Source organism: Parasynechococcus sp. (assembly GCF_042954245.1).
In the GTDB taxonomy this organism is placed as follows: domain Bacteria; phylum Cyanobacteriota; class Cyanobacteriia; order PCC-6307; family Cyanobiaceae; genus Parasynechococcus.
Genome location: NZ_JBGKDP010000043.1, coordinates 1 through 26,516, shown reverse-complemented (window position 1 = coordinate 26,516; position 26,516 = coordinate 1). Strand labels below are relative to the sequence as shown.

30 protein-coding genes, 1 tRNA gene and 3 pseudogenes are annotated in these 26,516 nt (G+C 62.8%); 17 read left to right on the top strand and 17 right to left on the bottom strand.

Going from position 1 to position 26,516, the window contains the following annotated elements:
• Both ACGVJ8_RS01820 and ACGVJ8_RS01815 read right to left on the bottom strand, forming a co-directional pair.
• Window positions 1-221 (bottom strand): annotated as a pseudogene (locus ACGVJ8_RS01820) (hypothetical protein); the annotation flags it as partial.
• A 74-nt stretch (window positions 222-295) separates the two neighbouring features.
• Window positions 296-1,870, bottom strand: coding sequence for an Hsp70 family protein (locus ACGVJ8_RS01815; protein ID WP_392345212.1), 1,575 nt, complete (start codon window positions 1,868-1,870; stop codon window positions 296-298).
• Window positions 1,871-1,932: 62 nt separating this feature from the next.
• On the opposite strand from ACGVJ8_RS01815, the pseudogene ACGVJ8_RS01810 reads away from it, so the two are divergent.
• The 4 genes and pseudogenes from ACGVJ8_RS01810 (at window position 1,933) to ACGVJ8_RS01795 (ending at window position 3,419) form a co-directional block, all read left to right on the top strand.
• Window positions 1,933-2,206, top strand: a pseudogene (locus tag ACGVJ8_RS01810) (hypothetical protein).
• Window positions 2,207-2,248: 42 nt separating this feature from the next.
• Window positions 2,249-2,476: a DNA-directed RNA polymerase subunit omega gene (locus ACGVJ8_RS01805; RefSeq protein WP_025362489.1), complete on the top strand. Its 228-nt coding sequence runs from the start codon at window positions 2,249-2,251 to the stop codon at window positions 2,474-2,476.
• Between the two features lie 10 nt (window positions 2,477-2,486).
• Window positions 2,487-2,858: a DUF1818 family protein gene (locus tag ACGVJ8_RS01800; RefSeq protein ID WP_392345211.1), complete on the top strand. Its 372-nt coding sequence runs from the start codon at window positions 2,487-2,489 to the stop codon at window positions 2,856-2,858.
• Window positions 2,859-3,170: 312 nt separating this feature from the next.
• Window positions 3,171-3,419, top strand: coding sequence for a DUF2811 domain-containing protein (locus ACGVJ8_RS01795; RefSeq protein ID WP_392345210.1), 249 nt, complete (start codon window positions 3,171-3,173; stop codon window positions 3,417-3,419).
• Here ACGVJ8_RS01795 and ACGVJ8_RS01790 read toward each other — a convergent pair.
• The 6 genes from ACGVJ8_RS01790 to ACGVJ8_RS01765 all read right to left on the bottom strand — a co-directional run bounded on the left by ACGVJ8_RS01790 (window position 3,403) and on the right by ACGVJ8_RS01765 (window position 7,225).
• A complete protein-coding gene (locus tag ACGVJ8_RS01790) occupies window positions 3,403-3,630 on the bottom strand; it encodes a hypothetical protein (protein ID WP_392345209.1) in 228 nt (75 codons plus the stop codon). The genes ACGVJ8_RS01795 and ACGVJ8_RS01790 overlap by 17 nt on opposite strands.
• Window positions 3,631-3,843: 213 nt before the next feature.
• Complete coding sequence (locus ACGVJ8_RS01785) at window positions 3,844-4,305, bottom strand: EVE domain-containing protein (RefSeq protein WP_392345208.1); 462 nt, start codon at window positions 4,303-4,305, stop codon at window positions 3,844-3,846.
• A gap of 70 nt (window positions 4,306-4,375) precedes the next feature.
• Window positions 4,376-5,761 carry a UDP-N-acetylmuramoyl-L-alanine--D-glutamate ligase gene (gene murD, locus ACGVJ8_RS01780; protein ID WP_392345207.1) on the bottom strand — a complete coding sequence of 462 codons (1,386 nt, stop codon included), beginning with the start codon at window positions 5,759-5,761 and terminating at the stop codon, window positions 4,376-4,378.
• A gap of 42 nt (window positions 5,762-5,803) precedes the next feature.
• Window positions 5,804-5,875, bottom strand: a tRNA-Val gene (locus tag ACGVJ8_RS01775).
• 73 nt (window positions 5,876-5,948) lie between these two features.
• Entirely contained in the window at window positions 5,949-6,725 is a 777-nt protein-coding gene (locus ACGVJ8_RS01770; protein WP_392345206.1) for a photosystem II S4 domain protein, read from the bottom strand.
• Window positions 6,725-7,225, bottom strand: coding sequence for a hypothetical protein (locus ACGVJ8_RS01765; protein WP_114989480.1), 501 nt, complete (start codon window positions 7,223-7,225; stop codon window positions 6,725-6,727). The genes ACGVJ8_RS01770 and ACGVJ8_RS01765 overlap by 1 nt, the downstream gene beginning before the upstream one ends.
• A 106-nt stretch (window positions 7,226-7,331) precedes the next feature.
• On the opposite strand from ACGVJ8_RS01765, the gene serA reads away from it, so the two are divergent.
• The 4 genes and pseudogenes from serA to ACGVJ8_RS01745 all read left to right on the top strand — a co-directional run bounded on the left by serA (window position 7,332) and on the right by ACGVJ8_RS01745 (window position 10,743).
• Window positions 7,332-8,918, top strand: a complete 1,587-nt coding sequence (serA, locus tag ACGVJ8_RS01760; RefSeq protein WP_392345205.1) for a phosphoglycerate dehydrogenase — start codon at window positions 7,332-7,334, stop codon at window positions 8,916-8,918.
• Window positions 8,918-9,804, top strand: a pseudogene (locus ACGVJ8_RS01755) (50S ribosomal protein L11 methyltransferase). Before serA ends, ACGVJ8_RS01755 begins: the two are co-directional and overlap by 1 nt.
• Before the next feature lie 154 nt (window positions 9,805-9,958).
• Entirely contained in the window at window positions 9,959-10,258 is a 300-nt protein-coding gene (locus ACGVJ8_RS01750) for a ferredoxin (RefSeq protein WP_006043345.1), read from the top strand.
• A 98-nt stretch (window positions 10,259-10,356) separates the two neighbouring features.
• Entirely contained in the window at window positions 10,357-10,743 is a 387-nt protein-coding gene (locus ACGVJ8_RS01745) for a hypothetical protein (protein WP_392345213.1), read from the top strand.
• A 49-nt stretch (window positions 10,744-10,792) separates the two neighbouring features.
• Here ACGVJ8_RS01745 and psbV read toward each other — a convergent pair whose 3' ends face one another.
• Both psbV and rnz read right to left on the bottom strand, forming a co-directional pair.
• Window positions 10,793-11,305, bottom strand: a complete 513-nt coding sequence (gene psbV / locus ACGVJ8_RS01740) for a photosystem II cytochrome c-550 (RefSeq protein ID WP_392345204.1) — start codon at window positions 11,303-11,305, stop codon at window positions 10,793-10,795.
• Between the two features lie 73 nt (window positions 11,306-11,378).
• Window positions 11,379-12,338: a ribonuclease Z gene (gene rnz, locus ACGVJ8_RS01735; protein WP_392345203.1), complete on the bottom strand. Its 960-nt coding sequence runs from the start codon at window positions 12,336-12,338 to the stop codon at window positions 11,379-11,381.
• 5 nt (window positions 12,339-12,343) lie between these two features.
• Between rnz and ACGVJ8_RS01730 the strand changes: the two genes are divergently transcribed.
• From ACGVJ8_RS01730 to ACGVJ8_RS01720, 3 genes are read left to right on the top strand one after another with little or no spacing between them, the layout of a single operon-like run.
• Window positions 12,344-13,834 (top strand): SpoIID/LytB domain-containing protein, encoded by a 1,491-nt coding sequence (locus tag ACGVJ8_RS01730; RefSeq protein ID WP_392345202.1) that lies wholly within the window; start codon window positions 12,344-12,346, stop codon window positions 13,832-13,834.
• 16 nt (window positions 13,835-13,850) lie between these two features.
• Complete coding sequence (locus tag ACGVJ8_RS01725) at window positions 13,851-14,537, top strand: 6-phosphogluconolactonase (RefSeq protein ID WP_392345201.1); 687 nt, start codon at window positions 13,851-13,853, stop codon at window positions 14,535-14,537.
• Window positions 14,538-14,580: 43 nt separating this feature from the next.
• Window positions 14,581-14,844 (top strand): hypothetical protein, encoded by a 264-nt coding sequence (locus ACGVJ8_RS01720; RefSeq protein WP_392345200.1) that lies wholly within the window; start codon window positions 14,581-14,583, stop codon window positions 14,842-14,844.
• Between the two features lie 29 nt (window positions 14,845-14,873).
• Here ACGVJ8_RS01720 and ACGVJ8_RS01715 read toward each other — a convergent pair whose 3' ends face one another.
• The 3 genes from ACGVJ8_RS01715 to truB form a co-directional block, all read right to left on the bottom strand.
• The gene (locus ACGVJ8_RS01715) at window positions 14,874-15,044 is read right to left on the bottom strand and encodes a Nif11 family protein (RefSeq protein WP_071823080.1); all 171 of its coding nucleotides are present in this window, start codon (window positions 15,042-15,044) and stop codon (window positions 14,874-14,876) included.
• Window positions 15,045-15,149: 105 nt separating this feature from the next.
• The gene (locus ACGVJ8_RS01710; RefSeq protein ID WP_392345199.1) at window positions 15,150-15,893 is read right to left on the bottom strand and encodes a YebC/PmpR family DNA-binding transcriptional regulator; all 744 of its coding nucleotides are present in this window, start codon (window positions 15,891-15,893) and stop codon (window positions 15,150-15,152) included.
• Between the two features lie 53 nt (window positions 15,894-15,946).
• On the bottom strand, window positions 15,947-16,822 hold the full coding sequence (truB, locus tag ACGVJ8_RS01705) for a tRNA pseudouridine(55) synthase TruB (RefSeq protein ID WP_392345198.1): 876 nt from the start codon (window positions 16,820-16,822) through the stop codon (window positions 15,947-15,949).
• Window positions 16,823-16,897: 75 nt separating this feature from the next.
• Here truB and ACGVJ8_RS01700 point away from each other — a divergent pair, with 75 nt between their 5' ends.
• Window positions 16,898-17,650, top strand: coding sequence for a class I SAM-dependent methyltransferase (locus ACGVJ8_RS01700; protein ID WP_392345197.1), 753 nt, complete (start codon window positions 16,898-16,900; stop codon window positions 17,648-17,650).
• Between the two features lie 83 nt (window positions 17,651-17,733).
• On the opposite strand, the gene rpmA is transcribed toward ACGVJ8_RS01700, so the two are convergent.
• Both rpmA and rplU read right to left on the bottom strand, forming a co-directional pair.
• On the bottom strand, window positions 17,734-18,000 hold the full coding sequence (rpmA, locus tag ACGVJ8_RS01695; RefSeq protein ID WP_392345196.1) for a 50S ribosomal protein L27: 267 nt from the start codon (window positions 17,998-18,000) through the stop codon (window positions 17,734-17,736).
• Window positions 18,001-18,044: 44 nt separating this feature from the next.
• Window positions 18,045-18,410, bottom strand: a complete 366-nt coding sequence (gene rplU / locus ACGVJ8_RS01690) for a 50S ribosomal protein L21 (RefSeq protein WP_392345195.1) — start codon at window positions 18,408-18,410, stop codon at window positions 18,045-18,047.
• 132 nt (window positions 18,411-18,542) lie between these two features.
• Between rplU and ACGVJ8_RS01685 the strand changes: the two genes are divergently transcribed.
• From ACGVJ8_RS01685 to kaiC, 3 genes are all read left to right on the top strand, one after another.
• Complete coding sequence (locus tag ACGVJ8_RS01685) at window positions 18,543-19,430, top strand: circadian clock protein KaiA (RefSeq protein WP_392345194.1); 888 nt, start codon at window positions 18,543-18,545, stop codon at window positions 19,428-19,430.
• The gene (gene kaiB / locus ACGVJ8_RS01680; RefSeq protein WP_392345193.1) at window positions 19,427-19,792 is read left to right on the top strand and encodes a circadian clock protein KaiB; all 366 of its coding nucleotides are present in this window, start codon (window positions 19,427-19,429) and stop codon (window positions 19,790-19,792) included. Before ACGVJ8_RS01685 ends, kaiB begins: the two co-directional genes overlap by 4 nt.
• A 65-nt stretch (window positions 19,793-19,857) precedes the next feature.
• Window positions 19,858-21,396 (top strand): circadian clock protein KaiC, encoded by a 1,539-nt coding sequence (gene kaiC / locus ACGVJ8_RS01675; protein ID WP_392345192.1) that lies wholly within the window; start codon window positions 19,858-19,860, stop codon window positions 21,394-21,396.
• A gap of 1 nt (window position 21,397) precedes the next feature.
• Here the strand turns inward: kaiC and ACGVJ8_RS01670 are convergent, their stop codons facing one another.
• Both ACGVJ8_RS01670 and purD read right to left on the bottom strand, forming a co-directional pair.
• The gene (locus tag ACGVJ8_RS01670; protein ID WP_392345191.1) at window positions 21,398-23,464 is read right to left on the bottom strand and encodes an ATP-binding protein; all 2,067 of its coding nucleotides are present in this window, start codon (window positions 23,462-23,464) and stop codon (window positions 21,398-21,400) included.
• Window positions 23,461-24,768, bottom strand: a complete 1,308-nt coding sequence (gene purD, locus ACGVJ8_RS01665) for a phosphoribosylamine--glycine ligase (RefSeq protein WP_392345190.1) — start codon at window positions 24,766-24,768, stop codon at window positions 23,461-23,463. Before purD ends, ACGVJ8_RS01670 begins: the two co-directional genes overlap by 4 nt.
• A 58-nt stretch (window positions 24,769-24,826) precedes the next feature.
• On the opposite strand from purD, the gene ACGVJ8_RS01660 reads away from it, so the two are divergent.
• Both ACGVJ8_RS01660 and purC read left to right on the top strand, forming a co-directional pair.
• Window positions 24,827-25,735: a hypothetical protein gene (locus ACGVJ8_RS01660; RefSeq protein ID WP_392345189.1), complete on the top strand. Its 909-nt coding sequence runs from the start codon at window positions 24,827-24,829 to the stop codon at window positions 25,733-25,735.
• Window positions 25,732-26,484 carry a phosphoribosylaminoimidazolesuccinocarboxamide synthase gene (gene purC, locus ACGVJ8_RS01655; RefSeq protein ID WP_392345188.1) on the top strand — a complete coding sequence of 251 codons (753 nt, stop codon included), beginning with the start codon at window positions 25,732-25,734 and terminating at the stop codon, window positions 26,482-26,484. The genes ACGVJ8_RS01660 and purC overlap by 4 nt, the downstream gene beginning before the upstream one ends.
• Window positions 26,485-26,516 lie beyond the last annotated feature (32 nt).

Genomic DNA, 26,516 nt, shown 5'->3' with positions numbered 1-26,516 from the left:
CAGAGGGCCTGCTCTTCTGGTGCCCCCTCCCCCAACCAGCGCAGGGATGCGAGTTGCTCACTGGTGCGGATGCAGGACTCGTAGTCGTTGGCATCGAGGGCGCTCTGCAGCCGCTCCGGCAGTTGTTGTTCCCACCAGTAGGCACCTGTCGCAATCGCCAGCACCAGTCCAAGGGTTCCAAGACCCCAGAGCCGTAGCAGCAGTTGACGCGGTGCCGCCACGAAGGGTAGAGCCGAACGTTGGTTCCGTTTTATGGAGTGACGGCTCCCGTTCCAAGGACCTATGGACGGACGTCTTATCGGACGGCCCCCAGCGTTGGGTGAGACCACGTCCGACCTGAACGCAGATCGTTGATCTCCAGCTGAAGCTGCGCTTCTTGATCAATGCTCCAGTGCAGCCGCAGGCAGTCTTCGCCCTGTTCTCCGACGGGTTCCAGAGGCAGCACCAGTTCGGTGCCCGACCAGGACTGGTGGGAGACCTCCCCGGCGGTCTGCTCCTGCAGGGTCGGCAAACCATCGATAAAGACCACGCTGTGGCTCCTTTGGGGGATGGGTTCCCCCAGCACCAGCTCCAAGCTGCGTTGGCCGGTTCGGCTGGCGGCCAGCACGAGCTCTAGGGGGGTTGGGCTCGGCCAGGGTTGACCGGCCACGAAGAGGGGATGCCAGCGGTGGCTGTTGTTGCGCTGATCCCAGAAGCGGAGGGAAACGCCGTGTTGCAGTACATCCCGAATGGCGACCCCTGGCGTGAGTTGAAGCGCACCCAGGGCCACGGCTTCCACCGGTGGTGGGGTGAGCAAGGTCGCTGGCGCTGTGTGCTCGGTGAGCCATTGGCGCAGGAGGGGCAGCTGGGCACCGCCTCCGACGGCCACAACGCCCTCTAGATCCTGAAGGCTGCAGTTGTTGCGGCGACCGCCGGCGAGACAGATCTCCAGCAGGTGTTCGAGCGCGTCTCCGAAGCCGCGCTCCAGCAGCAGGGTGTTGAGTTCGCTGCGCGACAGGCGGAGAACATGCTCCTGCTCATCCACCGCCAACTCCATCAGGGGCTCGTGTTCGGCCAAGGTGGTGTCACTCAGCCGGCATTTGAGTCGTTCGGCGGCATTGAGCAGGGGGGCGCTGGCGGGTTGTCCCGGGCAACAGCGATCCACAATCCAGCGATCGATGTCACGGCCCCCGAGGCGAAGCCCCGCCTTGCCGAGTACCTTTGCTGTGCGCAGCATCTGGCGGCTGTTGTCCCCCAGGCTGCGCCCCCCCAGTCGCAGCAATTGTGCGATCGGTGCGGCACGACCTTCCCCTCCTTCCAGAGCCACCAGGGCCAGATCCAGGGTGCTTCCGCCCAGGTCCACTACCAGCAGGGTGGAACCAGCGGGAAGCCCGGCACCCATTGCGGCGGCTGTGGGTTCATCCACCAGGGCGATCTCGGCCACCGGCAGCGTGGTGCAGGCTTGCAGCAACCAGCTGCGATACGCCCGGTAGCACTCCACCGGGGCGGTCAGCACCAGCCGCTCGATCGCGAGATCGCTGGGGAGCCGGCTCCAGATCTGTTGAAGCAGCTGTTCTCCAGCCCAGCGGGCTGCTTCCTGCTCTGGGGCATCCGCTTGACCGATGCGGCCTTTGAAGTCGCGATGCAAACGGCTGTCCACGGAGTCATTCAGGCCTAACTCGAGCACCTGCCGGCCAATCAGGGGCCGTTGCGTTGCGTCCCACACCAGGCTTGGAATTTCACCGGCCCGGCTGCAGATGGCGGGCAGGTTCAGCAGATCGGCTGTTGTGGATGTCGCTCCCTGGTAGGCCACCACCGTAGTGGTGCTCCCCAAATCGATGGCGAGTGTTCCGCCCCGTTGGTCTGAATGCTGAAGCTTTTCTTCGCCCACGCGATCTCTGACTGTGCTCAGGGCACGGTGAAGTCAGGATGAGACTAAGGGGACTGGCGGTGATGGATCGATTGCAACAGCTGATCTTCTCTTTCTACCGGGAAGATCCTGAACCGCAGGACAGGCTGGAGCCGCTGCGGAGCTGTCGCATGCGTCGCAGCTGGGGCAGCTCCGCATCGAGTGCATCGACGATGCGCATCTCGAGGAATTGAGTGGTTTGGTCGCTGATCTGCGCTTGCCCCTGGCGGCCTTGGGGATGGGGCGCCAGATCGTTCAGGGTCCCGTCAGCGGGCTTACCCCATGCACGTGCCCTTTCACACCGATCAGCTGGCCTGAGATGGCTACCACTTAATCTGAAGTTGTTTAATCAAGAAGCCTGTGCTTTCGGCCGGAGTTGACTCCAAGGATCTCGCCAAGCGTGGCGAAAGCTTGATTCGTCAATCAAGCAACCGTTATCTGACGACGGTGCGGATTGCCTTCCGGGCCAAACAGCGCCGCTTCGACGACTTTGACGGTCTTCTTGAGGAGTCCAGCGTCAAGCCGGTGCAAAGGGCCATTGTGGAATTGAGCGACGAGCAAGACCAGCCCGATCTGCTGCCTGGTTGATCCATCGGCTGTGATTCAGCAGGAGGGGGACGGTTGGCGGGTGTCGCATGACCCCTCTCGAGGCGAATATTGTGTTCTCGTGGGGGGAGAACGCTGGGCGTTTGAGTTGACCAAGCCGGAGTGTCGAGATCTGGTGGATCTCGTGGCGACCCTGGAGCAGCAGCACAGGGGTCTGGTTGATCAACTGATGCCAGAGGAGTCGATCGAGCTAGAGCTGGATCGAGGCGTGTGGTGGGGATGCTTGAACGGTGATCGCAACCAATGGGAGTTGCGCATCCTGCTCACGCCGCTGGAGGGACGTGCGGCGGAGGGGGAGTGGCCGGCCCCAGCGGCAGCGGCGGCCGTTGCGGCGTTGAGAACGTTGTGGGACTCGCAGCATTGATTAATCTAGCTAATCGTTTTTGAGTTATTGATTTCCCCGGGTCTTTCCCTGCCGCTCTGCACAGCTTTTCCACAGGTCATGGGTCGTCAGCGCAGCTCTGCTGGGTTTCTGTGGAAATCCCCTGTTTGTTGTTGCTTTTGCTTGACGATGGCGGCGGGCTGCGCGGTTCCGCCTAGGCCGGCGCTCCGACCTATGCAGGAGTGCCTTCCTGGCAGGAATCTCGCCTGGAGATCCATGAGAATGGCCCCGTGTTGGTGGCCCTTGACGGTGGCGCCATGGTGTGGAGAACTAGTGTTCGTTTCGAAAAAAAAGATGCCGGAAGGCCTTGAACAAGCCGCGGCTGAGACCAGTGTTGTGAGTTTCCAGTCGGAAGTGCCGCAGCCCCTTCAGCAGGCCATGACCCAGTTCATCGAGGGGCATCCGAACTGGGATCAATACCGTTTGGTTCAGGCGGCGCTTGCGGGCTTCCTGGTGCAGAACGGTCAGGCATCACGTGAGATCACCCGGGTTTACGTCGGAAACATGTTCCGCCGGGAATCCCTGATCAATAGGGGAGGCTGAGCAGCATTCCCAGCAGCCCCAGCACCTTGAGCCCGTTGCGGTGCACCAGCTGGAGGCTATGGTCCATCGCCTGGAGTGCGCAGCTCAACGACTTGAACAATCCAACGCCGCCCAGCACGAGCACCAGCTCAAGCAGCACCAGGGTGAAGGCCCGCCGCCGCAGCTGTCTCCAGCTCTGCTGGGGGTGCTCGTCGCGTCGATCGGGGAGCAAGGCTATCCGTCAGTTGCAGCAGGGCCAGGAGAGGCAGCAGCGGAAGCACCAGGCTGATTAACACTGAGAAGTCCCCCAGTAGGTTCAACCATGGGGATCCTGCCAGGCGCAGGTCATGGCCGATCACTGCAGGGCCACTGGCGCTGATCAACACCAGCGCCGCCAGGCCAACACAACGCCAGGGCCCTCGGCAGCAGGGTGACCAGTGGAATCTCAGTGGAGCTGGCCAAGCTGTGAAAGGAGGTCATTGGCGGTATCGGTGGGAACCGGAAGGATCGAGAGTCTGTTGCCGCGTTTGATCACGGGCAGCTGCTCTTCGCTGTAAAGCTCCCGCAGCTGGTCGAGACTGAGCAGAGCGTCAAATTCGCCGAGGAATCGCAGGCGCGCGCAGTCCCAGCGGGGTTTCTCGGGGCTTGACTTGTGGTCGTAGTACTTCGCCGCAGGATCAAATTGAGTGGGGTCCACCAGGCCGGTCTCCATCACGTCCATCAGCCCGATGATCCCGGGTGGTTTGCAATTGGAGTGGTAAAAAAACGCCTGGTCGCCCACTTCCATGCTGCGCATGAAGTTGCGGGCCTGGTAGTTGCGAATGCCGTCCCACAGCGTGGTGCCCTCACGACGCAGATCATCGATCCCGTAGGCGTCGGGTTCACTTTTTATCAACCAGAAAGCCACGTCTCAAAGCTTGTTTCACCCCATCATCGGACCGTTAGGCCCAGATGCATCCCATTGCGTTTGTTTGGTCTCAGGCGACGTCCAGCAGGGGTTGGATCAGGGTGCGAAAGTGTTCCCCTCTGGCCTCGAAATCCCGGTACTGATCAAAGCTGGCGCAGGCCGGTGACAGTAGCAGCGATGAGGCCTGATGCCGCTGCACGGCCGTTGCGGCCAGCTTGACAGCGTTCTCGAGCTCCAGGCACTGCAGCAGTTCGCCTGGGTATCCAGCCGCTTTGGCCAGGCTGGCCAGGTCATCGGCCCCCGCACCGAACAGGATCAGGCTGCAGGCCTTGGTATGCAGCTGCTTCAGCCATCCACTGGCATTGCCCTGTTTGGTCTGCCCCCCGGCCAGCACCACGACGGGTTCCTGCACGGCCCGCAAGCCAACCTCAGCTGCGTCGTAATTGGTGGCTTTGCTGTCGTTGAACACGCTGGCTCCCGCCAACATACCCAGCTGTTCAAGGCGGTGCGGTACGCCCGGGAACGTGCGCAAGGCGTCGGCGATCTGCTGGGGGGAGAGGCCGACCTCCAGGGCGGCGGCAGTCACCAGCAAAAGGTTCTGGCGGTTGTGGTGGCCCGGCATCGCCAGGGCATCAGCCGCAAACAATCTGTTGGCGTTGTTGCGCACCATGCCCTCTTCATCAATCCAGAGGTCGGCGGGCTGGTTATCCGGACGCGCCCCCTCACTGCTTACCCAGGTGCCGCGGTCCCAGCTGCTGCGTTGTTGGCGCAGGTCTGGATCATCGGCATTGAAGAAGGCGCACTCCGAGCGTTCAAGCAGCCCGCGTTTGATGGCCCGATAGGCCCCCAGGCTGCCGTGGCGCTCGAGATGGTCTGGGGTCAACGTGGTCCAGATGCCGATCTTGGGGGCTACAGCGGGCGCCGCCTCAATTTGGTAGCTGCTCAGTTCCATCACGAGCCAATCCGGCCGGGGCGTGGCCCCTGAGCCGATCTGGCAGGCCATCTCTGCCGCGGAGAGACCCATGTTTCCCCCCATCGGCGCCATAAGGCCTGAGGCCTCCAAAACATGGCTGAGCAGATGTGTGACCGTGGTTTTGCCGTTGGTTCCTGTGATGCCGATCCAGGGGATCTGCTGAAGGGCATCCCAGGCCAGATCTATCTCGCCGCGCACCTGAACGCCCTCGGATCGCAATTGGACCAGGGTTGGGTGATTCCAGGGAATGCCAGGGCCGATCACCACAGCGTCCAGGTTGTCTCGCCAGGCGTCAAAGCTCTCCAGGGTCAGGGGCTGTCCCAGGATCACCTGAATGCCCTCTTCGGCGAGCGTTTTCGACGTGTGTTGGAGGGCTTCGTTATCGCCCCGTTCGAACGCAACAACGTCGCGATTCTGCTGCTTGAGCAGACGAGCAGCCCCCAAACCTGAGCGACCCAAGCCAACGACAATCGTGCGTGTCATCGCAAGGTCTGAAGTTCGAAAACGCGGTCCCGATAGGGAAAGTGGGCGATACTGGATTTGAACCAGTGACTCCTACAATGTCAATGTAGTGCTCTACCCCTGAGCTAATCGCCCGACATCGATCAGGTTGGAATCTTGTGATTTCACCGACCGAGGCTGAACAGTAGCAGCCGGTGGGGAGCTCAACTCAACTGCGGCGCAGTTCAACGCGCCAGCGCTCCCGTTTGGTGCGGGTGAGCGAGAGCACCTCCACAGAGCCCCGATCCTGCAGCTGCAGCCGGTCTCCCACCACCAGTTCACGGCTGGCTTGACGCACGTTGCCCCAGTTGAGCCGTAGACGCCCAGCTTTGACGTGGCTCACGATTTTGGCCCGGGACAGCCCGAATCCTGCCGATGCAATCGCATCCAGGCGGCAGGAGGCCTCCACCTTCTGCAGGGTGCGGATGCTGCGTTGCACAGGCTGCTGCAACTGCTTCAAAGGACGTGATTCGCAGCGAATCTCCACCTCGCGCACGGCACCCAGGCGGCCATGCAGAGCCTCGGCAGCGCTGGGGGTGCAGACCCCTTGCCCGCCGCGATCGCCCCGCACCCAGAGATCGCCGATGTTATCTGCATCGACGCCCATGGTTTGCAACGCTTCGCGCAGGTTGTCGGGGGAGAGGGGGTCGAAGAGGAAATTGCCTTCGATCAGCAGCCCTTGAACGGGGGGCTCTGCATCGGGGCTGTCGTCGCGACGGTGACAGAGCAGCCGTTGGCGTTCGGCGCCTGGATAGCCGCCATCACTCATCCAGGTCAATTCACTGAGGCTACCCAGGCGAGCCATGGCTTCCTCCCGCAGCGGTGCGCTGAGGAAGGGACTCCAGGCCGGTTGCCATGTGCGCAACACCTGCTCCGCTAGATCGACGAGCACCGTCAGCCCTTCCGGGTTCTGGGTCCCCGCCAGCAGCTCCTCCCGGGGCAGCATCACAGGTCGTCGAGGCGAACCACTTGCTGCGGCCGCGACTTTTGAATCACTTGCCAGGGGGCCTCGATGCCATTGGGGGTTTCCAGCAGCACCAGCCAGCGTCCTTCGTCGCGGCGGTTGCGCAGGATCCGCACGCCTGCATCGTTGTCTGAATCCACGCTGGCGGCTGCGGCGTAGCTCCCCATGAGGCCGGAGCCCATACCCAGCAGGCCGCCGATCAGGGTTTCACCCCAGGGGCCAAAGCTGGCGAAGGTAGTGAGGGTGGTGATCTTGGTGAAGGTGACCCCTGCCAGGAAACCGAAGGGCATCAGCCAGCGGGCCATGCCCCGTTGCCGCTGTTGGCGCGTGAGGTTGGGGTTCAGCAGGGCAACTTTGTCGATGGCATCCCCATCTGGGGGGATCGTCAGACACTTCAGCAGCGGCAGATCGGTGTCCCGGAGCCGTTGGGTCAGGCCTTCCGCCGCGGGAGCATCGGCCATCACCATCACACAGACGGGCATGGGGCATTCAGATCCAATGCGCTGAATTCTGAACCCTGTGCATCGAACTGGAGGGGGTGGTGGATGTCGATCTCTACAGTTCACCGCGGCAGTTCTGCGCCTTTCGATGACGAAAGTTCTTGTCTCCGATCCGATCGACCAGGCCGGGATCGACATCCTTGGCCAAGTGGCGCAGGTGGATCAGCGTACCGGCCTCTCGGAGGAGCAGCTGATCGCGATCATCGGTGAGTACGACGGATTGATGATCCGGTCCGGCACCCAGGTGACCGCAGCGGTGATCGCGGCGGCGAGCCGGCTCAAGATCATTGGCCGCGCCGGCGTCGGCGTCGACAACGTTGACGTTCCTGCGGCCACCCAGCGGGGTGTGCTGGTGGTGAACTCTCCGGAGGGCAACACCATCGCTGCAGCGGAGCACGCTCTGGCGATGATGCTGACCCTCTCGCGGCACATTCCCCAGGCCCATGGGGGCATGCGGGCCGGCAAGTGGGACCGCAAGAAGTACATCGGCAACGAGCTCTACAAAAAGACTCTGGGGGTAGTCGGTCTCGGCAAGATCGGTTCCCACGTCGCCCGGGTTGCCCAGGCCATGGGCATGGAGGTGATCGCCTACGACCCCTTCATCGCAGCTGACCGGGCTCAACGGATGCAGGTGAAGCTTCTGGAGCTGGATGAGCTGTTCCGCACCGCCGACTACGTCACCCTGCACATCCCGCGCACCAAGGACACCGAAAACCTGGTGAATGCGGAGCTGCTGCGCACGATGAAGCCCACGGCGCGGATCGTGAACTGCGCCCGCGGCGGCGTGGTGGATGAGGCGGCGATCGCTGAAGCCATCAATAACGATGTGATCGCCGGAGCGGGCCTGGATGTGTACGCCAGTGAGCCCCTGGCGGAAGACTCTCCCTTGCGGGCGGTGGAGCGTGGTCTGGTGCTGACGCCCCACCTCGGTGCATCAACGGAAGAGGCCCAGGAGAATGTGGCGATCGATGTGGCGGAGCAGATCCGTGATGTGCTACTGGGTCTGCCGGCCCGCAGTGCGGTCAACATTCCCGGCCTCAGCGCCGAGATCATGGAGCGGCTCAAGCCTCATCTCCAGCTCGCCGAGACGGTCGGTCTTCTCGTCAGTCAGCTGGCAGGCGGCCATGTGAAGGAGATGGAACTGCGGTTGCAGGGTGAATTCGCCAGCCATCCTTCCCAGCCTCTGGTGATTGCTGCTCTGAAGGGTCTGCTCAGTGCTGGCCTTGGCGACAGCATCAACTTCGTGAATGCCTCTCTCGAGGCCAAGGCCCGCGGCATTCAGGTGCTGGAGGTGAAGGATGAGAGCAGCCGCGACTTCGCTGGCGGTTCACTTCAAATCACCACCCGCGGTGACCAGGGCAGCCGCAGCGTGACCGGTGCCGTCTTTGCCGATAGCGATCTGCGCATCACCAGCATCGATGCCTTCCCGGTCAATGTGACGCCCAGCAGCCACATGCTGTTCACCCGACACCGGGATATGCCTGGAATCATTGGTCACCTGGGCTCTCTGCTGGGCGAACACAACGTCAACATCGCTTCTATGCAGGTGGGCCGCAAGATCGTGCGCGGCGATGCGGTGATGGTGCTCAGCATCGATGATCCGATCCCAGCAGATCTACTGCAGACGATCACGGCCATCGAGGGCATCCAGGAAGCACACCCGGTCACGCTCTGATGTGGTGGCGTCTCACATTCCCGTGTCCTCCAGAGCTGGAGGACACGGGAGTGGAAGCTGACGGATCTGGGGCTGCATCGCCATGCGGTGCAGCATGCGCCGGAAACGCCTGAATGCAAGACGCCGTTGGTCTGGCTCCCGAAGCCGGAGTGGTCGGAGCCGCAACGGCGGGAGCTGATCGCCAGCCTGCAGCCGCTGGCGGAGCCTTTTGGTCTCAGCCTTCCTGATGGGAACTGGGACGATGTGGCCGACGAGGATTGGAGCCTGAGCTGGAAACAGCACTGGCAGGTCGATCCTGTTGGTACGGGGCTGTTGATCCTGCCGGCCTAGCTGAAGGTTCCGCAGGAGCATGCCGACCGGCTAGTGATCAAGATGAAACCCTGGCAGTGCCTTTGGCACCGGCAGCCACCCCACCACCCGGCTTTGTCTGGAAGCCTTGGAGCAGTCGCCTCCCGTGAAGTCGCTTGTGGCTGATCTGGGCTGCGGCAGCGGGGTGCTGGCCCTTGCTGCGCTGGGATTGGGGGTGAAGGCGGTGCTGGCCGCTGCACCGATTCCCTGGCGGTGCGTGCCACGACGGACAACCGCGGCCTTAACGACCGATCTGAGGCTGAGTTATAGGTGGCTCTCGGTTCTGTGGAGACCCTGAGCGAGCTTCTCGCCCCCCGCCGCGCTCATCTGCTGCTCTGCAACATCCTGGCTCCGGTGATTGAAGCCCTCTTCCCGGGTTTTGAGGGGCTGCTTCAGCCCGATTGGCGCGCTCTGCTCAGTGGGCTCCTGGTGGATCAGGCACCGCGCCTGAAGGAGGTCTTGGGAGGATTGGGGCTGGATGGTCACCGCCGAGGCGGAACAGGGCCGCTGGGGGCTGCTGGAGATCCTCCGCCACTAGCACTGGCCCCATAAGCCAGGCTTATCAGAGTGGGGCCTCCGATTGGTCCTCCTCCCCAGTGGCCCGGGAATCGTCAAGTTGAGCACCTATTTGAAGTAAAAATGTGTCGTTCTGCAGGACCGGATTTCCGGAACCCTGTACGCATTCATTAATCATGGCTTCCTACAAGGTCACCCTGGTCTCCGAGAGCGAAGGTCTGAACAAGACCATCGAAGTGCCCGACGACCAGTACATCCTCGACGCTGCTGAAGAGCAGGGCATCGACCTCCCCTACTCCTGCCGTGCCGGTGCCTGCTCCACCTGCGCCGGCAAGATCACCGCTGGCACCGTCGACCAGTCCGACCAGAGCTTCCTGGACGACGACCAGATCGAAGCTGGTTTCGTGCTGACCTGCGTCGCCTACCCCACCAGCGACTGCACCATCAAGACTCACGCCGAAGAAGAGCTCTATTGAGCCTCTGTCCTTCACTGGACGTGTCCTCAGCCACCCCTTCGGGGGTGGTTTTTTTTGGCCTGGTCGTCTTCCATCCGTGTCCCTTGTCTTCTCCTGCCGTGAGCCGCCTCGAAGTCGACGATCTTCTGGAGCCCGGCAGTGTTCACACCAGCCCCGGCGGTCAGTACAGCTTTCGCGTCATCGGGCCCTGTTGCCGGTTGTTTGATCGCGAAGAACTGCCCTGGCCTTGCTGTCGCCTGGCCTGGCGCAGCAAAGAGCCGAGCTGGCGACGGATCGGACGGCGGTTTGTGCCTGACCTGGCTGCTCGGCGTTGCCCCTCCTACGCGGTGGAACTGCTGCAACCGGGTGGACGACCCACGCCCACGGTGCTGACCCTGTTCTCCGTTCGCTTCGGCCGGGGTCTGCAGGAGTGGTGGTACAGCCGCCATCCCAACTCCATGGCTCCTGAGCAAGTGAGTCCCCAACAAAAAGCCCCGACGACCTGAGGCCGCCGGGGACAAACAATTTTAATCAGAGTTGATCGGCAGGAGCCGATCAGAAATAGATCTTGCCGCCGCCCCAGGCACTGCCCTGGACTTTGGGTGACACCAGGATGTAGCCGGCCATCAGGCGCAGATCCTCATCATCGAGGTCGCGCATGGCGGGGTAGAGCTCAGCGTCGCGCATGCTCGGGTGCAGGTCAGCAATGCTGTACTCACCGTCATAGGAGGTGGGGTCCTTCATGTAATCGACCAGGGCCTCAACGTTGTCGCGGGCCGGGGTGGCCAGGGCCAGGGTCTCAGGATCCAAACCCACGTTGTGGTTGGTCTTGGTGATGCCACCGGCGTGGCAGGTGGCGCAGCTGGTGTTGAACACCTTGCGGCCAGCATCGATTTCGCGATCGCTGAAGGTCACCTCTGTGCCGGAGGGATCTGCCGGAACCGTCAGGGTCTCAGTGTCCCACTGGGCCGCCTGAGCCGGAGAGATAACGGCCAAACCGATCAGCACCGGGATGAGGACCAGAAGGCCCTTCAGGGACCGTCGCAAGGAAGAGAACACAGAGGCCATGAAGGTAAGCGGGTGTGACGCATTCACCGCACCAAGCCCTTGTATCACGGGGAAGTGACCCTCTGTGGCCGGATCACGAACTGTTGCAGCGTGGTTTGACGTCAATATTGAGGAAGTCCTTGGCCAGCAGCGTGTTGGGGAAGATCGCCTTGGCCTCATCCAACAGGTCTTGGGGCGTTACCGGGTTGCCCGGCACGTAGCGCGGGCTGAGGTGGGTGAGCACCAGCTGCCCCACACCCGCTTCGGCGGCCGTCTGGGCAGCCATGGTGCTGGTGGAATGCTGTTTCTGGAATGCCATCTCCGCCTCTCCATGGGCAAAGGTGGATTCATGGATCAGCAGGTCCGCCCCCCGGGCAAGCTCTACAGCTGCCTCGCAGAACACGGTGTCGGTGCAATAAACGACGCTCACACCGGGCCGTTTCTCACCGCAGAGGCTGGTGCCATCGATGCTGCGACCGTCCTCCAGGGTCACCGTTTCACCCCGCTTCAACTGGGCGTAGACGGGCCCTGGTGGGATGTTGAGTTCCCGTGCCTTCTCAATGTCGAAGCGACCGGCCAGGGGCTTCTGTTCGATGCGATAGGCGTAGGCCGGCACACGGTGGGTGAGCGGGGTGCAGCGCACCATGAAGTCGTCGTCCTCGAATAGCAGCGTGCCCTGTTCGGCTGCATCCCTGACCCGGTGGATGGCGAGGGGATAGCCAATCCGGGTGGAGCTGGTGCGCAGCACACCATTGAGGTAACTCTCCAGCGGGTCCGGCCCATAGAGATCCACCCCTGCGGGGCTGCTGCCGGCGAGTCCGAGGCTGGCGAGGAGTCCAGGCAGGCCGAAAACATGGTCACCGTGCATGTGGGTGATGAACACCCGGCGCAGCTGCGACAGCCGCAGATCACTGTGTAAAAACTGATGTTGGGTTCCCTCGCCGCAGTCGAATAGCCACATCTCCGAGCGCTGCGGCAAGCGCAGAGCCACAGCTGAAACGTTTCGGGCCCGGGTGGGTACCCCAGAACTCGTACCGAGAAAAGTGACCTGCAAGGCCGGTGCTCCTCAGGGCTCATGCTGCCATCTGGCTGAACCCAGGATCAGGCGTCACACTGGGACGCCTTTTGATCTCCAGCGTGCGCCGCGCCTCCGTTGCCGTCGGGCTGGTGCTCGTCGCTGTGATCGTTCCATCGCCGGCGGGGATGGCCCGCGGCCGCGAGCCGCAGATGCGCGTGCTGCTGCTGGAGAACAACCAGGTCAGCTTGCGCTCCGATGGCGCACAGCCGCTACGGGTGCAGGGACTCCCCGGCGGTGAGCGACGGCCGCAGCGGCTGCAGCTCAGCCTTCGAGGAACTCGCCTGAGCGCCACTGTGGATGGCCGTTCGATGCGGCTGGCCTCCAGCACCCTGTTGACGACAGTGCAGAACGACGACCCACGGGGCATCTGGCTGGGCTCCCGTCGCTACCGCGGGGTGCTGCACATCAGCGGCCAAGGTGGACGCTTGCGGGTGATCAACAGCCTGGGCGTTGAGACCTATCTCGCCAGTGTTGTCGGCAGCGAAATGCCCCACCACTGGCCCCTGGCCGCCCTGCAGGCTCAGGCCGTGGCGGCACGCACCTATGCCCTGAAACAACGCAGCCGCGGTAGTGCCTGGGATGTGAAGGCCACGGTGGCGAGTCAGGTGTACCGCGGTGTGGAGTCCGAAACCCCGAGCACCCGGCAGGCGGTGGGCAGCACCCGTTCGCTGGTACTCGTACACGGTGGTCGCCTGATCGATGCTGTCTTCCACAGCAGTTCTGGCGGGGTGACCGAGGCGAGCGGGATGGTCTGGCGCCGCCAGCATCCCTATCTGGTCAGTGTTCCCGATCATGACCAGCACAGCCCGGTGCACCGCTGGGAACAATGGTTTGATCTTGCCGGGTTGCGCCAGCGGCTGCCCGAGACCGGTGGCCTCCAGGTCGTTGAGGTGCTGAGTCGCTCCGGCAGCGGTCGCGTGCGCCAGGCCCGCGTGCGCGGTCCCCGCGGATCGCTGGTACTCAGCGGCAGCGAGCTGCGCAAGCGGTTGGGTCTCAAAAGCACTCTGGTGAACTTTGAGATGGTGATCGGGGGGCAACTGCCCTCCGTGGAGCTTCCGGTGCGACGGGTGACCGCAACCGCTCGCCGTGGCTCCCGCATCGATCGGATCACGGCATCGGTGGGTCGCCAGTGGGGAGGATGGCCGCCCCTGTTGGTGGCCCCTCCACCGGTGCTGGTCAGCAAGACGTCGGTGCGTCGTTGGTCTGCTGGCGGCCTCCAGCTCCTGGTGAAGGGCCAGGGCTATGGCCATGGCGTTGGCATGAGTCAGTGGGGAGCCCACGGTCTGGCAGAGCAGGGGACCGACTTCCGCTCGATTCTTCAGCACTACTATCGCGGGGCTGAGGTCGTTCCCTACCGGCCGCACCACGACCCATTGCTGGCGCTGCAGCCCCCAATAAAGCCACTTTGGAGAGACGTGCCGCTTTCACCCTTTGGCACGGTTTCCCTGTCATCTGTAACGCCATTCCAGTGACACGGATCTCTGCGTTGTGCTGGCGATCCATCTGGAGCATCATCTGCGCAGTTGGCAGGGGGTTGATCCCCTGAAGCCGTTGGGCCTGGCCACGGGACGCACGATGGAGCCGCTGTATCGCATCCTGGTGGAACGGCTGCTGTCGTGGTCTGCCGATGAGCTGGAGGCCCTGCGCGCCCGATGGTGCAGTTTCAACCTGGACAAATACCTCGGACTCTCAACGGAAGATCCCCGGGGCTACCGGGCCTACATGACCCACCACCTCGCTGCACCGTTGGGCTTGCCCGCCTCAGCGGTGCATCTTCCCGACAGCACCGCCGCTGATGGAGCCGCTGCTGCTCGACGTAACGTCGAGCAGCTCAGCTGTTGCGGGGGCATTGGCCTGCAGCTTCTGGGGCTCGGCAGCAATGGTCATGTCGGTTTCAACGAGCCCCCCTGTCCTCCTGATCAGCATTGCCATGAGGTGGAGCTGACCCCTGCGACCCGGCAGCAGAACGCGGTGCTCTTCGACGGTTGCGTTGAGGCTGTGCCCCAGCAGGCCATCACCTTCGGCCTGTGGGAGATCCTCGAGGCCGCTGAGATACATCTTGTGGTGACCGGCGCTGCCAAGGCCGGCATCCTCAAGCGGCTGCTGGCTTTAAGCGAGCCAGATCCTGCGCTGCCCGCTAGCTGGCTGCTGACCCATCCCAATGTCTGGCTCTGATGCGATGCAGCCGCTTTAGCTTAGACAGCCGAGAGCAGCGGCGATGAGCATCGACCCCGTGGAACGGCGCCTTGAGCAGAGTTTTGAGGCGGAACGCTGGACGCGCTTCATTCAGGACTGTCAGGACCTTGAGCAGTTGCGCGAGACGGCCCTGGCGTTGGTGCAGCAGCTGGCCCAGCAGAAGGCGGCCAGTGCCTGGATGGCCACCCGGGCCTCGGAATCGGAAAACGCCAAGTTGGAGTTGCTGGCGCGGATGATTCGTCAGCAACCCGATGGCGAGGATGACAAGGCGACCGAGTCCCCCTGAGGGGGGCCAGCCACCGGCCTGATCGGGTTTCAGTGTTCCTTTTGCCAGCGGCTCAGGTGAGCGGGGGAGAACTTATGGCCGTGCTTGGCGCCGACCTTGACCACGCAGGAGTTGTCCTTGCCGCAGCGCTGCACCTCATCGCGGATCGAGTCGTTGCTCTGCACCCGCGACATGAACGTCTCCAGTTGTTTCATGGACATGGCGATCCTCCAGAAGGGATGTCTTCGGCCTAGCGCTGGGGTCGATCGGGGCTCAGGACCTCAAGCTTTGGTGCGGATTTGCTGACGACAAACTTCAAGGAGTCGTCAGTCGATCTCCAGCCCGTCGGCGAGATCGAGGTTGGCACTGACGCTTCGCACATCGTCGAGCCCTTCGAGGGCATCTAGCAGCTTGAGGCAGCTGCGGGCGGTTTCGGGATCACTCACAGAGACGCTGGTCTGGGCGAACCAGTGATGGCCCCACTCCCGCACATCCCATTCAGTTCGCCGCAAGCCGTCCTGAAGGCTCTCCAAGGCCTCGAATTGGCCATGCACCATGACGTCCTTGTCCAAGAGCTCATAGCCATCGGCGTCCAGCTCCAGGAGGCTTTCCAGCAGCCGTTCTTCGTCGTCAGGGCCGGCGTTGAGGATCACTTCGCTGCGGTACTCAAACAGATAGGCCACGCAACCGTTTTCCCCCAGGTTTCCGCCGTTCTTGCTGAAGGCCAGCCGCAGATCCGCCGCGGCGCGGTTGCGGTTGTCCGTGAGCGCCTCTACCAGCACCGCCATGCCGCCAGGGCCATAGCCCTCGTAGCGCACCTCCTCCAGTTGAGTTCCATCACTGGCCTGACCTGACCCCTTGGCGATGGCGCGCTCGATGTTGGAGGCGGGCACCCCAGCGGCGCGGGCTTTGCTGATGGCCGTTCGCAACTGAAAATTCCCGGCGGGATCGGCTCCGGCATGGGCCGCCACCATGATCTCCCGTCCCAGCCGAGTGAACACCGCACCTCGTTTGGCGTCGACGACGGCCTTGGTGCGTTTGATCTGAGACCATTTGCTGTGGCCTGCCATCGCGTCAGGTCAGGGCGGGATGCGTTCGGAGAGTACTGACCGAGCGGTTGGTTTCAGCCTGCTGCATCGAAGACCACCTTGGGTCGTAACAGACCTTCGCCCTCGCGGTGGCCGATGCCGGCCATGCTTCCATCCGCATTGCACACCACTACCGCCTCTCCAGCACCGGGATCCATCGCGATGCGACGGCCGCAGCGCCAGTCGATCTGTTCGGCTTCGCTGAGATCACGCCGGGACAGGGCCCCCAGGGCCAGAAGCGGAGACAGGGGATCAGGCAGTGCAGCATCTCGTTCCGGCAGCTGATGGGCCTGGTGCGTATGGAACCCCAGGGCCTGGGTGCGGCGCAGGGAGGCCAGACAGCCTCCACAACCGATGCTGGCCCCCAGATCCCGAGCGATCGAGCGGATGTAGGTGCCGGCGGAGCAGTGCACCTCGATGCCCAGCTGCCCCTGGGCGGCATCCCAGTGCAACAGCTCCAGCCTGTGCACGGTCACGGCCCGCGGCGGCAGATCTATGGCTTCACCGCGCCGGGCCCTGGCATGGGCCCGTTCGCCATCCACATGGATGGCGGAGACCTGCGGCGGACGCTGCTCAATCGCGCCACGGAATGCGTCCAGGCTGCAGTTCAGCTCGGCCTCACTGAAGCATGGCCAGGCCTGTTGCTCCAACAGCTCTCCCTCTAGATCGTCGCTGCTGGTGTGCCTGCCCAGCTGAATCACCCCGGTGTAGGTCTTCTCCCCGGGGAGGTAGGGCAGCAATCGGGTGGCCGGTCCCAGGGCAATAGGGAGCACCCCGGTGACGGCAGGATCGAGGGTGCCGCCATGGCCCACGCGCTTGAGGCCGTAGCTGCGGCGAAGCCGGCTGACGCAGGCATGGGAGGTGAGACCTGCGGGCTTGTCGATCACCACGAAGCCGAAGGGGCCGTTCACCGGAGCTGGGAGCGGAGTGCCCTGACTGTTGCATTCCGGCGGCTGCGTAGGCTGGCCGCGCCCTGAAGCCCATCCATGCCCCAGCTTCGCAGCAGCATGGATGTGGACGTCTCCGCTTTCCTGGCGGACGGTTTGGGCATCCAACAACACCTCAGCCGTTATCTCGACCTGACGCTGGACCAGCTCGAGCAGCGTCTGCCCAGCAGCACCGACGACTTAGCGGACTTGCACCCCGGTGCGTTCCGGCCGGAGGACGCCACTGCTTTCTATGAGGACACGGTGGGCACGGGGCACCTGCTGGAGCTGGCGGCTTGGCATCTCTCCAGTGCGGACTACATCGCGGACACCCTGCGGTTGCAGGGCATGGCGGTGCAGGGCCAGGTGCTGGATTTCGGTGGTGGCATCGGTACCCACGCCCTCTCTGCGGCGGCGCTACCGGAGGTCGATCATGTCTGGTTTGTTGATCTCAATCCCCACAACCAGGCCTTTGTGCGGCAACGGGCGGAAAGTCTGGGTCTGGCGGACAAGTTCTCGGTACATCGTGACCTCAGCAGCACGGGCGATGTGCGTTTCGATGCGGTGGTCTGCCTCGATGTGCTGGAACACCTGCCGGATCCTTCGGCGCAGTTGTTGGAGTTTCACCAGCGCATGGCGCCCGGGGCCATCGCCCTTTTGAACTGGTACTTCTTCAAAGGGCATCAAGGGGAATACCCTTTCCATTTCGATGATCCGGCCCTAGTGGATGGGTTCTTCCGCACTCTGCAGGCCCAATTCCTGGAGGTGTTTCACCCTCTGCTGATCACGGCCCGGCTGTACAGGCGTTCCTGAGGCTGGAGCGATAAAAGGGAGGCAACAAAAAAGCCCCGATGCCAACAGGCATCGGGGCTTTGCGGTAATGATGGCTTGAAAACTCAGACCGCTGCAGTGATGTTGATGCGCTTGCGGTTGCGCAGGCCGCGGCGGATCGATTCGAACTTCACGATGCCATCAATGAGGGCAAACAGGGTGTCGTCCTTGCCTTGGCCGACATTGACGCCGGGCAGTACGGAGGTGCCGCGCTGGCGGATCAGGATGGAACCGGCGGTGACAGTTTCGCCGCCGTAGGCCTTCACGCCAAGGCGTTTGGCGTTTGAGTCGCGGCCGTTACGGGTTGAGCCTGTGCCTTTTTTATGTGCCATGAAAAAAGTACTGGTGGGGCGGTTGATGGAGCGAGGGGGAGAGGTCAGCTGATGGCCTTGTCGCCCACGGAGATGGACTCAACCATCACACGGGTGAGTTCTTGCCGATGACCACTCTTGCGGCGGGTTTTCTTTTTGGGGCGCATCTTGTACACGATCACCTTTGGTCCGCGGCGATGGGCCATCACCTTCAGCGACACGGTGGCATCCTTGACGTAGGGCTGGCCCAGGGTGGTGCCCTTGCCGTCCTGCACCAGGAGAACGTTCTCGAGCTTGATGGTGTCGTCGACCTCGGCCTGAAGCCGATCGATGTCGTAATAGCGGTTGGGCTGCAGCCAGATCTGGGTGCCCGACGCCTCAACGATGGCGTAGCTCCCGCTCTGTTCCGCGGCTGGTTTGGTGTCGGCCATAAGGTGAAAAGGCGCGTTCAGGCTCGGCGAACCGATTGAGGCCTGACCCGCAATCGGAAGACAAACAAAGATCTTCGTCTCTGACGCGCCCCATCGTCAAGATTCAGATACCTCGACGTTCCGGATGCTCGGATGGCCAGGCCGGCCCTCACTGTTGCTCTCGTGCTGGCCAGCCCAGCTTTGGTGGAAGCCTGCCGCCCATGGCTGCCGGCCAACCGTTACGAGTCTGTTGTTCTGACGGTTGCTGCTGGGGAGACTCTGGAGGCTGTTCTCGGACCCCGGCAGGACGATTTTGACGTTGTGGTGCTCGAGCAGAGCCTGCTCGACGCTGAGGCCAAGGAGCAATTGCTGGCGGCGGGTCTGCTTTTCCCCGCGGTGATTGTTGGGGAGGTGAAGGGGCAGGTGGACTACCACCCCGAAGAGCTGCATCTGCCCGACGACCAGCTGGCCCAACTTGGATACAACGTGGACGCGGCCATCTCGCGTTTTCTGCGTCAGGGGCGTGCCGATGGACGCCAGGACGACAGCAGCTCCTCCTCCTCCCGTGCCGTCAGCAACCTCTCCGACCGCCTGCAGGAGCGACTTGGCTATTTAGGGGTCTTTTACAAGCGAGATCCATCCCGCTTCCTGGGCAGCCTGCCCCCCGAGGAGCGCCGGGATCTGCTGTTGTCGCTCCAACGCACCTATCGGGACCTGCTGGCGAGTTATTTCAGCGATCCGGCTGCGGCCAATCAGGCCTTGGAAAGCTTTGTCAACACCGCTTTTTTCAGTGATCTGCCGATCACCCGCGCCGTTGAGATCCACGTGGATCTGATCGATGAATTCTGGAAACAACTGAGTTTGGAGGGCCACAAACATGACTTTCTTCAGGATTACCGCCTTGCGCTTCTCGACGTGATGGCGCATCTGTGTGAGATGTACCGGCGCTCCATTCCGCCGGACCTTCCTCTGTCGGGCACGGCCTCCAGCCGTGTACGTCGCCCGACGGATCAGTTCGATGCCTCGGAGGAGTCGTCATGAGTCCCCGCAAGACCTACATCCTCAAGCTCTACGTGGCGGGCAACACGCCCAATTCGATGCGGGCGTTGAAAACGCTGCGCAACATCCTCGAGACCGAATTCCGGGGTGTGTATGCCCTCAAGGTGATTGACGTGCTTAAAAATCCGCAACTGGCGGAGGAGGACAAGATCCTGGCAACGCCCACGTTGTCCAAGATTCTTCCCCCACCGGTGCGACGCATCATCGGCGACTTGTCCGATCGGGAGCGAGTGCTGATCGGTCTGGATCTGCTTTACGACGAGCTGTCCGATACGCCGCTCAACTCAAGTTTGATTGATTCGGTTGATGAGGAGACCGACACGACGATTTCTTCAGATCCTTAAGCGACATGGTGCGCTCCAGCACGGTTTATCTCCTGCTCACTACGGTCAAGTCATAGGTGGTTGCCATGCAGTTCCCTCCGACCAGCGGTCAGCCTCAAATGCAGGTTCAAAAGCTCCCGACAGGGATCGAGGGCTTTGATGATGTGTGCCAAGGCGGATTGCCGATCGGCCGCAGCACGCTGATCAGCGGCACGTCCGGCACCGGTAAGACGGTGTTCTCGCTGCACTTCCTCCACAACGGCATCAAGCAGTTCGACGAACCCGGCATCTTCGTCACCTTCGAGGAATCTCCCCTCGACATCCTGCGCAACGCCGTCAGTTTCGGCTGGAATCTGCAGGAAATGGTCGAGCAGGACAAGCTATTCATCCTCGATGCTTCGCCGGACCCTGATGGTCAGGACGTGGCCGGCAGTTTTGATCTCTCCGGTTTGATCGAGCGGATTAACTACGCCATCCGCAAATACAAAGCCAAGCGCGTCGCCATTGACTCGATCACGGCGGTGTTCCAGCAGTACGACGCTGTGTTCGTGGTACGCCGGGAGATCTTTCGGTTGATTGCGAGACTCAAGGAAATCGGCGTCACCACGGTGATGACCACCGAACGGATCGATGAGTACGGCCCAATCGCCCGCTACGGCGTTGAGGAATTCGTTTCCGACAACGTGGTGATTTTGCGCAACGTGCTCGAGGGAGAGCGGCGTCGCCGTACCGTTGAGATTCTCAAGCTGCGGGGCACTACCCACATGAAGGGCGAGTTCCCCTTCACCATGGGGACCCACGGCATCAGCATCTTCCCGCTTGGGGCCATGCGCCTCACCCAGCGGTCCTCGAACGTTCGGGTTAGTTCCGGCGTGCCGCGGCTGGACGACATGTGCGGCGGTGGTTTCTTTAAGGACTCGATCATCCTGGCCACCGGAGCCACCGGAATGGGCAAGACGATGCTCGTCTCAAAATTCATTGAAGACGCCTGCCGCAACAAGGAACGCGCGATCCTGTTTGCCTATGAGGAATCGCGGGCTCAGTTACTGCGTAACGGCACCAGCTGGGGCATCGACTTCGAGCAGATGGAGCAGGACGGGCTGCTCAAGATCATTTGCGCCTACCCCGAATCCACGGGCCTTGAAGATCACATGCAGATCATCAAGACGGAGATCAGCCAGTTCAAACCATCGCGGATGGCGATCGATTCCCTCTCCGCCTTGGCGCGTGGTGTGAGCCATAACGCCTTCCGTCAGTTCGTGATCGGGGTGACCGGCTACGCCAAGCAGGAGGAGATCGCTGGCTTCTTCACGAACACCTCCGAGGAGTTCATGGGCAGCCACTCGATCACCGACTCCCACATTTCCACGATCACCGACACAATCCTGCTGCTGCAGTATGTGGAGATCCGCGGCGAGATGGCCCGCGCCTTGAACGTGTTCAAGATGCGCGGTTCATGGCACGACAAGGGCATCCGCGAATTTGTGATCACTGGCAATGGCCCTCAGATCAAGGATTCCTTCTCCAACTTCGAGCGGATCATTTCCGGTGTGCCCCATCGGGTTACCACCGATGAGCGCAGCGAGTTGTCGCGCATCGCCCGCGGCGTCTCCACCGAGGACTGACCTAAAGCTCGACGGCCTCGGCGATGGCGTTGCGGCTGCGCCGTTCCGCCTGCAGTTGCAGTTCATCCTTGTCGGCCTCTGCCAGGGGCAGGTCGAACCAAAAGGTAGTGCCGACCTCGGGCTCACTCGCCATCTGCACTTGGGCGCCGTGTTTCTCGAGAATCCCCCGGACGATCGAAAGACCAAGTCCGGTGCCCACTTCCGTGTGAACGGCGTTTTCGACCCGGAAGAAGCGATCGAAGATGCGCTCCTGATCAGCGCTGCTGATGCCGCAGCCCGTGTCGGCAATCTCCACCCTCAGCTTGGGCAGCGGTGAGGTGAGGGCGCAGGTGGGTCCATCACTGCTGGTGATCGCTGTTCCCTCCACTGAACAGGCGTCCGGCCAGGGATAGGCCCGCAGCGCCAGGGGGCCGCCGGGGCAGCTGAACTTCAGGGCATTTCCCACCAGGTTGTCGAGCACCTGAAGCAGCAGGTCCCAGTTGCCCAGCACTTCGGGCAGTTCTTCGGGAACATCCAGCACCAGTTCTACTTGGCGATCTTCGGCATTCAGCCGGTAGGTGCGCAGGGTCTGCTCCATGGCCGGGCGCATGCTGACTGGCTCGAACTGCAGTGTCCGCCCCGATTCCAGCCGGGAGAGATCCAGCACATCGTTCACCAGCCGGGTAAGTCGATCGGTTTCGTCGTTGGCGACCCCGAGAAACTCCTTCTGTTCATCGGGGCTGAGGTGATCGCCGAGGTCGTGCAGGGTTTCGACGTAGCTCTTGATGTTGAACAGCGGCGTGCGCAGTTCATGGGAGACGTTGCTGATGAAACGGCTCTGGGCCGCATTCAGCTCCACCTCGCGGGTGAGGTCCTGGATGGTGACGGCGATGCCCTTGAGGGTTTCACCGCTGGCATCACGCACCGCCTGCAGAACGATGCGCAGGGTGCGTGCCGGTTCCCCCACGCTGCAACGCAGGTCTTCACTGTCTGCCGCGCCACCGAGCAGGGCATCGAGGGGACTGTGCAGCTCGATGGCTAGCAATTCCGGCAGTTCCCCCACCAGCTCCTGGCCTTCCAGGCTGCGTCCTTCCCAGCGGAACAGACGCCTCGCCGTTGGATTGGCCAGCACAATGCGGCCGTCGGCATCCAGCAGCATGGCGCCATCGGCCATGGTGGCGATCAACGACTGCTGCTTCACCTGGGCGGCGGTGAGCTCTTCGATGTTGGCCTCGTCATAGGCCTCGAGCTGGGAGGCCATGGCGTTGAAGCCGGTGAGCAATTCCCCCAATTCCCCGCCCACCGGCAGGTCAACCCGGGCACCGAAGTTGCCGGAGGCGACGGAGCGAACCCCCCGCAGTAGCTCCTTCACCGGTCGGGTGATGGTGAGGGCATTGAACACCGCGCCCAGGATCACCAGCACCCAGATCGAGATGAACACGGCCACGGTCACCTCCCGGGTGAGGGCGGCACTGGCCAGGGCGGTCTCATTCGGGTTCACCCCGAGGCCGAGAACGCCATAGTATTGCTTACCCCGGATCAGGGGGACGAACACATCGGTGACGGCACCCTGGGGTGTGAGGTGTTGTCGCACCAGTGGGTTCTGGGGGCGTCGACGCAGCTCGTCGGGCAGTTCCAGCCGTCGGTTGAGACGAAGTCCTCCATCGCCACTGCTGGGGGTGGCGCTGATGGGGATCCCTAAATAGACAACGCCTTCGGGATCGGCGAAGAAGATGTAGCGGACGCTGCGGCTGGAGCGCCAGAACTTTTCGGCGACGTTGGCCAGCTCACGGTCCTGCCCCTGCGCCACAAGTTCGGTGACGTTGCCGGCCAGCAGCAAGCCCAGATCCCGGGCGTAGCGCGTGTCGTTCATCACGGCATCGCGCTGAATTCCGTTCAGCGCAAAGAAGGTGATGCCCGTCATCATCAGGCTCACCACCAGGGTGGCAATCGCCAGCAGCTTGGTCTGAAGGGTGAATTCCGCCCACCAGGAGTTGATGCGGTCCCAGAGGTTCTGGTCGCTCCCTGGCGGCTTGCCATTGGGGGGAAGCGCCCAATCAGCGATTGCTGCTCCGCTGCCGCTGGTCATCCTCCAGAGCGCACCTGATGGCCGATGTCTCGACGGTAGGTGATTCCGGCGTAATCCAGCTGATTGAGGCCGTTGTAGGCCCCGGCAAAGGCGGCATCGAAGTCATCCCCCTGGGCGACGACGGCCAGCACCCGGCCTCCTGAAGTGAGTAGTTCGCCGGAGCTGTCGCGGCGGGTGCCGGCGTGAAACAGCTGATGGTCTGGGCTGGGGGCGAGGTCGATGCGAATCGCATCGCCCTTGCGGGGAGCCTCCGGGTAGCCCTCTGCAGCCGCCACAACGCAGGCACTGCAGCGTTCGGCAAGGCTCAGTTGCGGGGCCAGATCGAGGCGGCCCAGAGCACAGGCCTGCAGCACGGCGCCGATCTCAGGACCGAGCAGAGGCATCAAGGTCTGGCATTCGGGATCGCCGAAGCGACAGTTGAACTCGATCACCTGGGGGCCATCGGTCGTGATCATCAGGCCTGCATAGATCACGCCGCGGTAATCGATACCGCGTTGGCGCAGGGCCTTGAGGGTGCGCTCGAGCACGATGCGGCGCACCTCCTCCAGGCCCTCGGCATCCAGAAGTGGGGCGGGGGCATAGGCGCCCATGCCGCCGGTGTTGGGACCCCGATCGCCTTCGTTGAGGCGTTTGTGGTCCTGTGCCGGTGGCAACAGCACCATCCGCTCCCCATCGCAGAGGGCGAATACCGACACTTCAGGGCCCTCCATTCGCTCCTCCAGCACCAGCTGGGAGCCCGCAGCACCGAAACGCCCTTCAAAGGCTTCGCGGATGGCGGTTTCCGATTCCTCCACGGTGTCCGCCACCGTGACGCCCTTGCCAGCGGCCAAGCCATCGGCTTTGACCACCAGAGGACGTTGGACCTCCTGCAACACCGCCAGTGCATCGGCTTCACTGGTCACCGCCCAGTGGCCAGCCGTGGGGACCCCCGCTTCTTGCATTAGCTGCTTGGCCCAGGCTTTGCTCGCCTCCAGCTGGGCACCCACTGCTCCCGGGCCGAACACGGCAAAGCCCGCATCACGCAGGGCATCGGCGACGCCAGCGGCCAGCGGTGCTTCCGGACCCACCACCACCAGGTCGACGGCGTTCTGCTGGCAAAGCGCAATCAACCCAGCGCTATCGGTTTCGCCCACCGCCAGGGCGCTGCCTTCAATGCCGCCGTTGCCAGGGGTGGTCCAGACTGTCTCCAGGCCAGGACAACGGCCCAGGGCCCAGGCCAGGGCCTGTTCCCTGCCGCCGCCACCGACGACGAGGGCACGTTGGAGGGCGGGCAGCGTGTTGGGACGGGTGGACGACATGGCCATGGTTGCGGGAGGAACGGTTTGGGCCTCATATGTTTTCCTTTGTAGACTGCAGCCCACCATGGGGACTCCCTTTTTCCCCTTCGCCCTCACCTTTCTGGCTGCTGTCACGGCAGCCCTGGATCCGCAGGTGATGCGCGAGGAACGCTTTCAGATCGTTCTCGCTGAGATGGATCTGGCCGCGGCGGAGCAGGCTTGTCTTGACCCCCGCATCGTCAACTCCGATGGCCGTCGCCAGGCCTTGCGCGATCGGCTTCTGGAGCTGCATCCGGTCATCGACGCGTTGGAGCTGGTGCTGGCGAACGCTGAAGCCCTGATGAGCTGCGGTGCTCCAGAAGCCGCGGCGGTGGTACTCAACCGCTACAGCCCGCGGGTTGGCGATGAACGGCGTCAGTGGCTGCTGCTGCGCTGGCGTGCAGCAGCAGCGGCCCTGGATCACCGCCAGGCGGCTTTGGCCCTGCGCCGTTGGGTGGATGGCAACCTGAAGGCTCTGGATGCGCCGCTGTTCCCCGATCAGTTGTTGCCGGATCAGGTCAATGGGCTGGATCAGCTGGCTTTGCATGAAGCGGCCCTGGGCCACAACGCTGTGGCTGTGGAGGTGCAGCTGCTGGGGGACCTGACGGGCGTGCAGGGGGCGAAACGACTGGCGCGGGCGGCGCAATGGCTCGATGCCGATCAGTTCGAGCAGGCGGATCAACTGCTGGAAACCGCTTTGGATCAAGCGGCGGCCGCGGCGGCCTGGGGACTGGCCATGGACCTGCTGCATCAACAGCTACAACTGCAGCTGGTGGCTGGGGGCGATGGCGAGCGGCCGCGGCAGCGGATCCAACGGTTGGCCACTGTTCTCAACGATCGTTATTCGCTCCAGCAACTGCAGCCGGAGGCCGAACCCGATCCCCTCCTGCGTTCACCGCGGGATCCCGGAGGCCATGCTGATGTAAGACCATCAGCCGTTGCACCGTCGCCATGACGCCCGATCACGGAGAGCTGCTTTACGAAGGCAAAGCCAAGCGGGTGTTCGCTAGCACGGATTCCGACCGGGTGCTGGTGGAGTTCAAAAACGACGCCACCGCCTTCAATGCTCAGAAGAAAGCCCAGCTGGACGACAAAGGTCGGCTGAACTGCCAGATCTCAGCACGGTTGTTCGAGCTGCTGGAGCGTGAGGGGGTGCCGACCCATTACTGCGGTCTGGCCGGGGAGACCTGGATGCTGGTGCGACGGGTGGAGATCATTCCCCTGGAGGTGGTTCTGCGCAACACCGCCACTGGATCGCTGTGCCGTCAGACGCCGATCGCGGAGGGCACAGCCATTGAACCCGCCCTGCTGGATCTCTATTACAAGGATGATTCCCTGGGCGATCCGCTGCTGACTGAGGCGCGCGTGCGGCTGTTGGGGGTGGCAGACCCGGCGCGACTGTCAGCGATTGAACAACTGGCCTGCCGGGTGAATGCTGTGCTCTTGACGTTTTTTGAAGGGCTTGATCTGCAACTGGTGGATTTCAAGCTGGAGTTGGGGCTGGCATCGGATGGAACACTCCTGCTCGCCGACGAGATCAGCCCTGACACCTGCAGGCTCTGGGATCGCCGCAACAGCAATGCCGAGGACCGGATTTTGGACAAGGACCGCTTCCGCAAGGATCTCGGTGGGGTGATGGAGGCCTACGGGGAGGTCCTTAAACGGGTCCAAGGCAGCTGCCCCAACCCCCGCAACTGCCTGTAAGGTCAGCGCACCTTTTTGTGGCTTCGGCCCAG